Raw genomic sequence first — 11,169 nt, forward strand, 5'->3', positions numbered from 1 at the left:
TACGCTTACCCGCCCTACGATCCTGTCGACCGGATGAGCGAAGCGTCATCCGGCATTGTCTGGCAATCAGTAGCTGCTTGCGCTCTTACCGTCGCCATGACCCAGCGCTTTCAGCAGGCTGGCCAGCAGGCTGGACGCACCGAAGCGGTAGTGACGGGAATCGGCCCAGTCGGCGCCAAACAGCTCGTCGGCAATCGCCAGGAATTGCTGCGCGTCTTCAGCAGTACGCACGCCGCCCGCAGGTTTGAAACCAACGGTTTTGGATACGCCCATGTCGCGGATCACTTCCATCATGATGCGCGCGCTTTCCGGGGTCGCATTCACCGGCACTTTACCGGTAGAGGTTTTAATGAAATCCGCACCGGCTTTGATGGAGATTTCAGATGCCTTACGAATCAGCGCCTCTTCTTTCAGCTCGCCGGTTTCGATGATCACTTTCAGCAGCACATTTGCCGCCGCGCACGCGTCTTTACAGGCTTTCACCAGGTCAAAACCGACCTGCTCGTTACCGGCGATCAGCGCGCGGTACGGGAACACCACGTCAACTTCGTCTGCGCCGTAAGCAATCGCCGCGCGGGTTTCTGCCAGCGCGATCTCGATATCGTCGTTGCCATGCGGGAAGTTAGTTACGGTTGCAATGCGCACGTCCGGCGTACCCTGCTCTTTCAGCGTCTTACGGGCAATCGGGATAAAGCGCGGGTAGATACAGATGGCTGCGGTGTTACCCACCGGCGTTTTCGCCTGATGGCACAGGGCGATGACTTTTTCATTGGTGTCGTCATCGTTCAGGGTGGTCAGGTCCATCAGTTTCAACGCGCGCAGGCTGCTTGCAGTTAAATCGGTCATAACATTCTCCAACGGCAGTGCCGTATAAATTTTACCTTGCGGGTCTGTGAGTATTCTAACATTCACCCGCATCCACACTTCGACATTCATCACAGTTAATGAAAACTGCATACAAATTTGCATTACTGTAATGAGATCTTCTTCAAACTTTAGCGCGTAAATTGCCGACTAAAGCAGCGATACCCCCTGTCGGATCAAAAGCCCCGACAGGCTGGCTTCCTACAATCCGTTCATCATCCGCAGAACACTCAAGGAAGCGACTATGCCCCACTCCAGCCCCGACGCCCTGCAACAACGTTGCCAGCACATTGTGACAAGCCCGGTGTTAACCCCGGAACAAAAACGTCATTTTCTGGCGCTGGAAGCGGAAAACAACCTGCCTTACCCGGCTCTTCCTGAGGCCGCACGAGCCGCACTGGACGAAGGGTTTATCTGCGACATGTTCGAAGGCCATGCGCCTTACAAACCCCGTTACGTTCTGCCGGATTACGCAAAATTTCTGGCTAACGGTTCAGAGTGGCTGGAGCTGGAAGGCGCGAAAGATCTCGACGACGCCCTCTCGCTGTTAACCATCCTCTACCATCATGTTCCGTCCGTCACATCGATGCCGGTCTATCTCGGTCAGCTTGATGCGATATTGACTCCATATGTTAGAATTCTAACACAAGAAGAGATCGATAGCCGAATAAAACGTTTCTGGCGCTATCTCGACCGTACGCTGCCGGATGCGTTTATGCACGCAAACATCGGGCCTGAAGATACGCCCGTCACGCGCGCCATTCTGCGTGCCGATGCAGAGCTGAAGCAGGTCGCGCCGAACCTGACCTTTATCTACGATCCCGATATCACCCCAGATGATTTGCTGCTTGAGGTGGCGAAAAACATTTGTGAATGCAGCAAACCGCATATTTCTAATGGCCCGATGAATGATAAAATTTTCACAAAAGGCCGTTATGGTGTGGTGAGCTGTTACAACTCCCTGCCGCTTGCAGGCGGCGGCAGCACCCTGGTGCGCCTTAACCTCAAAGCCATTGCTGAACGCAGCGCATCCATTGACGACTTCTTCACCCGCACGCTCCCGCACTACTGCCAGCAGCAAATTGCCATCATCGATGCACGCTGCGGTTTCCTTTACGAGCAATCTGGCTTCTTTGAGAATAGCTTCCTGGTAAAAGAGGGGCTGATTGATGCGGAACGGTTTGTACCCATGTTTGGCATGTACGGCCTGGCGGAAGCGGTAAACGCGCTCTGTGAGAAAGCAGGAATAGCGGGACGCTACGGAAAGGATGAACAGGCCAACGCGCTGGGCTATCGCATCAGCGAACAGCTTGCAGCGTTCGTTGAAAGCACGCCGGTGAAGCACGGCTGGAAGCTTCGCGCGATGCTTCACGCGCAGTCGGGGATCAGTTCCGATTCGGGCACCACGCCGGGCGCGCGCTTGCCTTACGGCGACGAGCCGGATCCCATCAGCCATCTGCTGGCCGTTGCGCCGCATCACAAACACTATCACTCCGGAATCAGCGATATTCTCACCCTGGAGGAGACGGTCAAACGCAACCCGCAGGCGGTGGTTCAGCTTTGCCTGGGGGCGTTCAGAGCGGGAATGCGTGAATTTACCGCCAACGTAGCGGGTAACGATCTGGTCCGCGTGACAGGCTACATGGTTCGCTTGTCGGATCTGGAGAAATACCGGGAAGCCGGATCGCGCACCAATACCACGTGGCTGGGGGAAGAGGCCGCACGCAATACCCGTATTCTGGAACGTCAGCCGCGCGTGATAAGCCATGAACAGCAGATGCGCTTTAGTTAGTCAGGTCATTCCTTTTTCCTGCGTGGACGGGCCGGGCAGCCGCCTGGCGCTGTTCCTGCAGGGCTGCAACCTGCGCTGTAAAACCTGCCACAACCCGTGGACGATCGGCCGCTGCAACGACTGCGGGGACTGTGTGCCCCACTGCCCGCACGACGCGCTGACGATTCAGGCCGGACGCGTTTGGTGGCAGGAGAGTGACTGCCAGCAGTGCGACACCTGCCTGCATCTGTGCCAGCAGCAGGCAACGCCTATGGCGCACCGCTTCAGCGTGGAAGAGATCCTCGCTCAGGTCCGCAAATCCGCACCGTTTATCGAAGGGATCACCGTCAGCGGCGGCGAAGCCACAACGCAATTGCCGTTTTTGATTGCCCTGTTTACCGCGATCAAAGCCGATCCCGCCCTGCGCCACCTCACCTGCCTGGTAGACAGCAACGGTCTGTTAGGCGAAACCGGCTGGCAAAAGCTGCTGCCGGTACTGGATGGCGCAATGCTGGATCTGAAGGCGTGGGGGAACGAGCATCACCGTTTCCTGACCGGACGCGAAAACCCGCAGATCAAGCAGAGCATCCGCTGGCTGGCAGATCGTCACCGTTTGACGGAACTCCGCCTGCTGGTGATTCCGGAGCTGTGTGATTATCTGGAACACCTCAAACCGCTAACAACCTTTATCCACGGGCTTGGGAATGTTCCGGTGCGTATCAATGCGTTTCATGCGCAGGGCGTTTACGGTGAGGCTGCGTCGTGGCGCAGCGCCACGCCCGAGGACGTTGAACCGCTGGCGCGGGCGCTGGAAAAACAGAAGATAACGGTGATTCGTCCGGCACTTTACCTATAGCGTGATGCCAAATACCGAACGGGTATTTTCCAGCAGCGCATCGGCAATCACCTCTTCAGGCTCTTTTCGCAGTTCACACAGGGTGGTAAACACGCGCGCCGCCTGTTCCGGGCGATTCGGCTGGCCCTGAAAACCATTCAGCGGCATATCCGGCGCGTCGGTTTCCAGCAGGAGCGCCGACAGCGGCAGCTGTGCCATCACGTCCCGGGTTTTACTGGCGCGCGGATAGGTGATGGTGCCACCGACGCCAATTTTATAGCCCAGTTCAATAAAACGCTGCGCCTGCTGCAGGCTGCCGGAGAAACCGTGCACGACCCCTTTTCGCGGCAGATCGATGCGTTTCAGGTGCATCGCCAGCTTATCGTGCGTGCGTCTTGAGTGGAGGATCACCGGCAGATCGTGGCGCTTCGCCAGCCTGAGCTGCGCGTCGAGGATCGTCTGCTGGCGCTCAAACTGCGGATCCTCACGATAAAGATCGAGGCCGATCTCACCGATGGCGACAAGTTTGTTTCCTGCGGTCTGCACGACCTCATCAAGCCTCTCAATGTGCTCATCAAGATGCCGCTCAATCACAATCGGATGCAGGCCGAGCGCGGCATAGAGCGCAGGGTGCTGTGTGGAAAGATCCAGCACCCGGGAAAAATAGGCCGCTTCAACTGCCGGCACAATGATAGCCTGAACGCCTGCTTCGGCCGCTTTCGCTATGCTTTGCGCTTCATCCCCCGTAAACGGCGGAAAATCAAAGTGGCAGTGGGTATCGACAAAGCGGTGCGTCACGCCAGATCCTCGTTATCCAGTAAAGCGTCATTCGCCTGCGGAATATCCACCAGCGGCATCGTCAGGGCGTCGTTGGCGACAATCGCAGGCGGCAAAATAATGCGTTTATGGCGATGAAGCGGCGGTTGCTCCGCCAGCATTTTCCCCACCGTCGCCAGGAAGTAACGCCCGCACAGCCGCCCCGTTTTGTAATCCATGCGCAGCGCAGGGACGCGGCTGCCCAGGGCCATGCTCAGCAGCGGCTTAGGCGGATAGATTTCAAAAATACGCAGCTTGCCCGGCGGTTTTTCAATGAAGCGCTGCATCGCGCCGTAGGTGGTTTCATGCTGTTTCGCGATGTTCACCAGCGGCTGCAGGCTGCTGTCGCCCAACCAGCGCTCCATCCGTTTGAACCACTGGGGCGTGTAATACATTTGCGACGGTACGGTACGGATCACCACAATGGTTTTCGCCCCGCGCCGGGCGGCTTCCTGCACCGGCACCGCGTCACTGATCCCCCCGTCCAGATAGTTAATACCGTCCAGCAGGGCACCGGTACGATAAAAGCCGGGGATCGCGCTGGAGGCGCGGATGATGTCCAGCCAGTTCTCCTTCTGAGGAGAAAAATAGCCCGGCGAATAGTCATCGCCCCGGCTGGCGCACATCCAGAACTCTTTGCCGCTATCAAACAGACGGGCAGCGGTATCCATGGCCAGCGGCATCTGGCTGGAGGTCGACTCCAGCAGCCAGTCAAGATCGATCAGGTTGCCGCCGCGCACAAAGCGCACCGGATTAAAAAATTCTTTCGCCGTGGTGTAGCGCATGATGACCTTTCGCGCGTAGCCGGGCTGGTTACACACATAGGCAGAGAGGTTCTGCGCCCCGGCAGAGGTGCCGAAGTAAAGGTCAAACGGGTTGAACTGCGCGCGCATAAATTCATCCAGCACGCCGGCGGTGAAAATGCCGCGCTGCCCTCCCCCCTCGCAAACCAGTGCGAGTTGTCCTGCGCGAAACGGCTTTAACGTCAGCGGCGCAATATTGCCAAGCGTAACGGGAATTCGTTGCCCCACCTCTGCTTTCCTGTTTTGATTATTTTATAACACCACAGTAGCGCACCCGACCTGTTACGCAAATAAGAAAAAGCCAGTCACAGTGACTGGCTTTTTTTTGTTGAAGGAATATTGCGTTTGCTACGGACGTCTACGACCCGTAAACAGGCTGACCAGGAACAGAATAATACCCACAACGAAGACAATTTTAGCTGCCCATGCCGCTGTACCTGCCAGTCCACCAAAGCCCAATGCGGCGGCAATTAACGCGATAACCAGAAATATAATGCCCCAACGAAACATAAGCTTCTCCTTTACCATAGTTAATGTCGGCCGCTAAACGTGAGCGCTCAGGTCACTCACCGGCGTTTTTCCAGAGTCGTTCTTATTTCGCCCGCAGGTTTTAACCAGACGGGCGAATGGTCCAGATTTACTTCGTTTTCAGATCGTTTTTAACGCTTTTCACACCGTCAATCGCTTTCGCGATGGACTCGGCGCGTTCACTTTGCGCCTGCGAATCTACCGTACCGGAGAGCTGAACCACACCATCGGTGGTTTCCACTTTCACCTTGCGGGACGGCACGATGTCATCTGCTAAAAGTTTAGCTTTGATTTCGCTGGTGGTGGCTGCATCACCGGCATAACCTTTCACCGACGCGTTTTTACCGTCACGTACGTGCAGCTTATCGCTGACGGACGCAACGCCTTCAACGCCTTTCGCGACTTTCACCGCCTGTTCGGCCTGAGCCTGGCTTTCCACGAAGCCGCTCAGCGTGACCACTTTCTTGTCGGTCTTAACGGAAATATCGGTACTTTTGATGGCTTCATCATCCACCAGTGCGGCTTTCACTTTTGCTGTGATTGAGCTGTCGTCCATGAAGTTGCCGACTTTATTCATAGAGCTATCGATTTTTTGCCCTGCGGTATCGGCCGTGGACTGGGCTTTATCCATTGTGCTGCTTTCCGCCAGAGCGGAACCGCTCACCAGAACGCTACCCAGGGTTACAGCCAGCAGAGTTTTCGAAATCTTCAGTCTTGTCATATTCATCGATCTATTCCTGTGTTTACCCGTTATTCGGGCTACATACTTCCTTAGTAGTTTTATATATTGCGAATAAACACACGGGCAAAATGGACAACCTAAAGTCATGCATTGAACAGTTAATTTATCCACACCCGGTGTTAAACACTGAGTTAAATATAGTTCACTCTCACAGAGCCGCTTTCAGAATTGGGTAAAAAACGCGCGAATAGCGTGAAATTGCGTTGAATTAAGAACATTCCGCAAGGGATTAATAAGACAGGAATTAAAGAAGAGCACGGCGGCAGCCGTGCTCTGAGAGGGATTAGTGCTCGCGGGTTTTACGGAACTGAACGTCAGGGTAACGTTCCTGCGTCAGGTTCAGGTTCACCATCGTTGGCGCGATATAGGTCAGGTTATCGCCGCCATCCAGCGCCAGCTGAATTTCGTTCTTACGCTTAAATTCTTCGAATTTCTTCACGTCAGAACACTCAACCCAGCGCGCGGTCGCGACGTTCACAGACTCGTAAATCGCTTCCACGTTGTACTCGCTCTTCAGACGCGCGACAACCACGTCGAACTGCAGCACGCCGACCGCACCCACGATCAGATCGTTGTTCGCGATTGGGCGGAACACCTGCACGGCGCCCTCTTCGGAGAGCTGAACCAGGCCTTTCAGCAGCTGTTTCTGCTTCAGCGGATCGCGCAGACGGATACGACGGAACAGCTCCGGCGCGAAGTTCGGAATACCGGTGAACTTCATCATTTCACCCTGGGTAAAGGTATCGCCGATCTGAATCGTGCCGTGGTTGTGCAGACCGATGATGTCGCCCGGATACGCCTCTTCAACGTGCGAACGGTCGCCCGCCATAAAGGTCAGCGCATCGGAGATCACCACGTCTTTCCCGGTACGCACCTGGCGCAGCTTCATGCCCTTTTCATACTTACCGGACACCACGCGCATAAAGGCCACGCGGTCGCGGTGTTTCGGGTCCATATTGGCCTGAATTTTGAACACGAAGCCGGTGAATTTCTCTTCCTTCGCTTCCACTTCACGGGTGTCGGTTTTACGCGGCATCGGACGCGGCGCCCACTCCACGAGACCGTCCAGCATGTGGTCAACGCCGAAGTTACCCAGCGCGGTACCGAAGAAGACCGGGGTGATTTCACCGCTCAGGAACAGCTCTTTATCGAACTCGTGAGACGCCCCCTTCACCAGCTCCAGCTCGTCGCGCAGCTGCGCGGCCAGCTCTTCGCCGACTGCCACGTCCAGCTCAGGGTTATCCAGACCTTTCACCACGCGAACTTCCTGAATGGTGTGGCCTTTACCGGTCTGATACAGGTAGGTTTCGTCTTTATAGAGGTGATACACCCCTTTGAACAGCTTGCCGCAGCCAATTGGCCAGGTGATTGGCGCACAGGCGATTTTCAGCTCGCTTTCCACTTCGTCCATCACCTCCATCGGGTCACGGATGTCGCGGTCGAGTTTGTTCATGAAGGTGAGGATCGGCGTATCGCGCAGACGGGTAACTTCCATCAGCTTACGGGTCCGGTCTTCTACACCTTTCGCGGCGTCGATCACCATCAGACAGCAGTCCACCGCCGTCAGGGTACGGTAGGTATCTTCGGAGAAGTCTTCGTGGCCCGGGGTGTCCAGCAGGTTCACGAGGCAGTCGTGATACGGGAACTGCATCACGGAGGTGGTAATCGAAATACCACGCTGCTTTTCCATCTCCATCCAGTCAGATTTTGCATGCTGGCTGGAGCCACGGCCTTTAACGGTACCGGCAGTCTGGATCGCCTGTCCGAACAGCAACACCTTCTCAGTGATGGTCGTTTTACCGGCATCCGGGTGCGAGATAATGGCAAAAGTGCGGCGCTTGGCCACCTCTTGCAGATAAGGAGACAACGTCATAATTAAATCTTCTTTTATAAGCGCGGCAGCACGCCACGCATCATGGAATACAAAATTGCGGCTATTTTACCCATCAATGGGGGGCAGGCAATCATTGTTTACACAGGAGTTGCTCCAGTTCGTTCAACGACGTCACGGTCCAGGTCGGCTCGATGCCTTCAGGCTTCACGCGGCCATGCGCGTTGAGCCAGACGGTCGACAAACCTGACTTCATGCCGCCCAGGATATCTGACTCTGCCGTATCACCCACCATCAGGACGCGATCGCGGTCGGGATTACCGGCCTGCGCCAGCGCGTAATCGAAAATACGCGGATCCGGTTTAGGTACGCCCACCTCTTCCGAGATCACCAGCGCATCGAAATGATCGCGCAGGCCGGTGCGCTCGAGGCGGATCTGCTGCAGGGCGGTAAAACCGTTGGTGATGATCCCCAGTTTCACCTTCCCTTTCAACGCATTCAGCAGGGAAACCGCACCCGGCAGTGGCGCACAGATATCGGCCATCGCGTTCAGGAAGGCATCATTCAGCGTTCCCGGACTGACCTTTAAGCGTTCCGCCCAGACGTCAAAACGCTGGTGCTGAAGCTGTAACGCGGTGATGGCACCGTTCTGGTAATCCACCCACAGCGGCTTGTTTACCGCCTGATAGTCCTGAAAATCTTCAGCGGTGAAGGTCACGCTATAGTCGAGAAACATCCGCTGCAGGCCGCCGAACGAGTCAAACGTAAACAGCGTTTCGTCGGCATCAAAGAAAATCCAGTCCCATTTCATCGTTACAACCTTATATTCGTTATCCAATCGGCAGAGCCATTATGATGGCGTCTTCACGTCCCTCTGCGGTGGGGTAGTAGTTACGGCGGACCGTCGCCTCGTTAAAGCCTAAGCTTTCATAGAGCGCGATGGCGGCGACATTCGATGCGCGCACCTCCAGCCACAGGGTGAAAACGTCACGGGTTTCGAGCTCACGAATGAGGTGCTCGAGCAGTTCTCTTCCCAGCCCACGGCGCTGGAACGCGGGATCAACCGCAATATTAAACAGCGTCGCTTCATCAAGAACAACCTGCGTGATCGCGAAGGCGGCCATGGTGCCGTCAACGTCCAGACGGAAGTTCAGATACCGTTCGCCCTGATTGCTGGCGAAGGTTTTTTCGCTCCACGGAAAGGCGTGGGCGCGTGTTTCAATCGCAAACGCGGTGGTCAGGTCAGGCGTCGTGAGGGAAGAAATCGTGTTCATATTCGCAGATTTGTTGCCATAGCGCGCTGCGCGCTTTTGGGTTGGCTTTCAGTTCGTCCAGCGCTGGCGAGCAGATCTGGCTCCCCTGGAGGGGGATCTCGTTTGTCTCTCCGATACGCCAGCTGTTACAGCGGCTATCAGGAGGAAGCATCGCGACACGCTCTGGCGTCAGCTGTAAAACCTGGTCGGCCGTCATCTTCAGGCTGCGAAGGACATCATCGATCAGGGGTTCATTCAGGGCAGGCAGTTCTTCCGCCACCATCACCAGACGAACGTGCGCAGGGATGGAAATGGCGATTTCGCCCTGCAACGCCGTCGGGCGACGCAAAGCCCACTGGGTAATGCCCAGCTGCTGCAACTGCCAGTCTCGTCGGGATGTCATAGGGAAAACTCCTGTCTCTCAGGCGCGCAAATATAGCAAATGTGTCGAAAGTGCGCCATCTACCTACTATAATCCCCGCCTGAGTTTATTGAGGAACAATTCATGTCTGCATTTACCCCGGCAAGTGAAGTCTTGCTGCGTCACAGTGATGATTTCGAAGAAAGCCGTATTCTGTTTGCCGGAGATATGCAGGATGACCTGCCTGCGCGTTTCGACTGTGCTGAAAGCCGTGCCCACACCCAATACTACCACCACTGGCAGGTGCTGAGCCGCCAGATGGGCGAGCGCGCGCGCTTTAGCCTGGTGGCGGAGCAGAGCGATATTGCCGACTGCGATACGCTGATTTACTACTGGCCGAAGAACAAGCCTGAAGCCCAGTTCCAGCTGATGAACCTGCTCTCCCTGCTGCCGGTAGGCTGCGATATTTTCGTGGTGGGTGAGAACCGCAGCGGCGTGCGTAGCGCTGAACAGATGCTGGAAGGCTACGCGCCGCTGAATAAAGTCGACAGCGCACGCCGCTGTGGTTTGTATCATGGCCGTCTGGAAAAGCAGACAACGTTCGATCCACAGGCATACTGGGACGAGTACCAGCTTGACGGCCTGACCATCAAAACCCTGCCGGGCGTGTTCAGCCGCGACGCGCTGGATACGGGCAGCAAGCTGCTGCTCTCCACCCTGACGCCGCACACCAAAGGCAAAGTGCTGGACGTGGGCTGCGGCGCGGGCGTGCTCTCTACCGTGCTCGCCAGCCATTCACCCAAAGTGCGCTTAACCCTCTGTGACGTGAGCGCCCCGGCTGTTGAAGCCAGCCGCGCAACGCTTGCCGCAAACGGCATTGAAGGCGAGGTGATTGCCAGCAACGTCTTCTCCGACGTCACCGGTCGCTTCGACATGATTATCTCCAACCCGCCGTTCCACGACGGCATGGAGACCAGCCTGGAAGCGGCGCAAACGCTGATCCGCGGCGCAACCCGTCATCTGAACAGCGGCGGCGAGCTGCGTATTGTCGCGAACGCCTTCCTGGCGTACCCGAAAGTGCTGGACGAAACCTTCGGCTTCCACGAAGTGATCGCCCAGACCGGCCGCTTTAAGGTCTACCGTACCGTCATGACGCGCCAGGCCAAAAAGTAATCTCCGCTCCAGCAGGCCGGATAAGCGCAAGCGCCATCCGGCTCCGCATAGCGCCTGCATCGGCCATTTTTGCAGCAATCAAGGCGTCGCGCGCACTTTTCTGTTGACGTAAAGCTGAAAACATCTAGAATGCGCCTCCGTGGTTACGATACTTTTACAGTATCGATGGTATGCGAAGGTGGCGGAATTGGT

12 protein-coding genes are annotated in these 11,169 nt (G+C 56.2%); 3 read left to right on the forward strand and 9 right to left on the reverse strand.

Annotated elements, in window-relative coordinates; genetic code table 11:
* Nucleotides 1-66: 66 nt before the first annotated feature.
* Complete coding sequence (gene deoC / locus IM317_RS12370) at nucleotides 67-846, reverse strand: deoxyribose-phosphate aldolase (protein WP_023310320.1); 780 nt, start codon at nucleotides 844-846, stop codon at nucleotides 67-69.
* A gap of 262 nt (nucleotides 847-1,108) precedes the next feature.
* Between deoC and IM317_RS12375 the strand changes: the two genes are divergently transcribed.
* Together IM317_RS12375 and IM317_RS12380 are read left to right on the forward strand one after the other, a co-directional pair.
* Entirely contained in the window at nucleotides 1,109-2,656 is a 1,548-nt protein-coding gene (locus IM317_RS12375) for a YjjI family glycine radical enzyme (RefSeq protein ID WP_033144577.1), read from the forward strand.
* The gene (locus IM317_RS12380) at nucleotides 2,631-3,491 is read left to right on the forward strand and encodes a YjjW family glycine radical enzyme activase (protein WP_033144576.1); all 861 of its coding nucleotides are present in this window, start codon (nucleotides 2,631-2,633) and stop codon (nucleotides 3,489-3,491) included. Before IM317_RS12375 ends, IM317_RS12380 begins: the two co-directional genes overlap by 26 nt.
* Here the strand turns inward: IM317_RS12380 and IM317_RS12385 are convergent.
* From IM317_RS12385 to IM317_RS12420, 8 genes are all read right to left on the reverse strand, one after another.
* Nucleotides 3,486-4,268, reverse strand: coding sequence for a TatD family hydrolase (locus IM317_RS12385; protein ID WP_033144575.1), 783 nt, complete (start codon nucleotides 4,266-4,268; stop codon nucleotides 3,486-3,488). The genes IM317_RS12380 and IM317_RS12385 overlap by 6 nt on opposite strands.
* Entirely contained in the window at nucleotides 4,265-5,317 is a 1,053-nt protein-coding gene (locus IM317_RS12390; RefSeq protein ID WP_033144574.1) for a patatin family protein, read from the reverse strand. The genes IM317_RS12385 and IM317_RS12390 overlap by 4 nt, the downstream gene beginning before the upstream one ends.
* Nucleotides 5,318-5,437: 120 nt before the next feature.
* Nucleotides 5,438-5,599: a DUF1328 domain-containing protein gene (locus IM317_RS12395; RefSeq protein WP_003856556.1), complete on the reverse strand. Its 162-nt coding sequence runs from the start codon at nucleotides 5,597-5,599 to the stop codon at nucleotides 5,438-5,440.
* 127 nt (nucleotides 5,600-5,726) lie between these two features.
* Nucleotides 5,727-6,344 carry a molecular chaperone OsmY gene (gene osmY, locus IM317_RS12400; protein ID WP_028015434.1) on the reverse strand — a complete coding sequence of 206 codons (618 nt, stop codon included), beginning with the start codon at nucleotides 6,342-6,344 and terminating at the stop codon, nucleotides 5,727-5,729.
* 298 nt (nucleotides 6,345-6,642) lie between these two features.
* Nucleotides 6,643-8,232 carry a peptide chain release factor 3 gene (gene prfC / locus IM317_RS12405; RefSeq protein WP_032660822.1) on the reverse strand — a complete coding sequence of 530 codons (1,590 nt, stop codon included), beginning with the start codon at nucleotides 8,230-8,232 and terminating at the stop codon, nucleotides 6,643-6,645.
* A gap of 91 nt (nucleotides 8,233-8,323) precedes the next feature.
* Nucleotides 8,324-9,001 (reverse strand): pyrimidine 5'-nucleotidase, encoded by a 678-nt coding sequence (gene yjjG / locus IM317_RS12410; RefSeq protein ID WP_023310313.1) that lies wholly within the window; start codon nucleotides 8,999-9,001, stop codon nucleotides 8,324-8,326.
* Between the two features lie 19 nt (nucleotides 9,002-9,020).
* The gene (gene rimI / locus IM317_RS12415; RefSeq protein WP_033144573.1) at nucleotides 9,021-9,464 is read right to left on the reverse strand and encodes a ribosomal protein S18-alanine N-acetyltransferase; all 444 of its coding nucleotides are present in this window, start codon (nucleotides 9,462-9,464) and stop codon (nucleotides 9,021-9,023) included.
* Nucleotides 9,433-9,846: a DNA polymerase III subunit psi gene (locus IM317_RS12420; protein ID WP_033144572.1), complete on the reverse strand. Its 414-nt coding sequence runs from the start codon at nucleotides 9,844-9,846 to the stop codon at nucleotides 9,433-9,435. Before IM317_RS12420 ends, rimI begins: the two co-directional genes overlap by 32 nt.
* Nucleotides 9,847-9,948: 102 nt before the next feature.
* Here IM317_RS12420 and rsmC point away from each other — a divergent pair, with 102 nt between their 5' ends.
* Entirely contained in the window at nucleotides 9,949-10,977 is a 1,029-nt protein-coding gene (gene rsmC, locus IM317_RS12425; RefSeq protein ID WP_029740018.1) for a 16S rRNA (guanine(1207)-N(2))-methyltransferase RsmC, read from the forward strand.
* Nucleotides 10,978-11,169 lie beyond the last annotated feature (192 nt).

The organism is Enterobacter cloacae complex sp. S3, from assembly GCF_014930495.1.
Taxonomy (GTDB): domain Bacteria; phylum Pseudomonadota; class Gammaproteobacteria; order Enterobacterales; family Enterobacteriaceae; genus Enterobacter; species Enterobacter asburiae_B.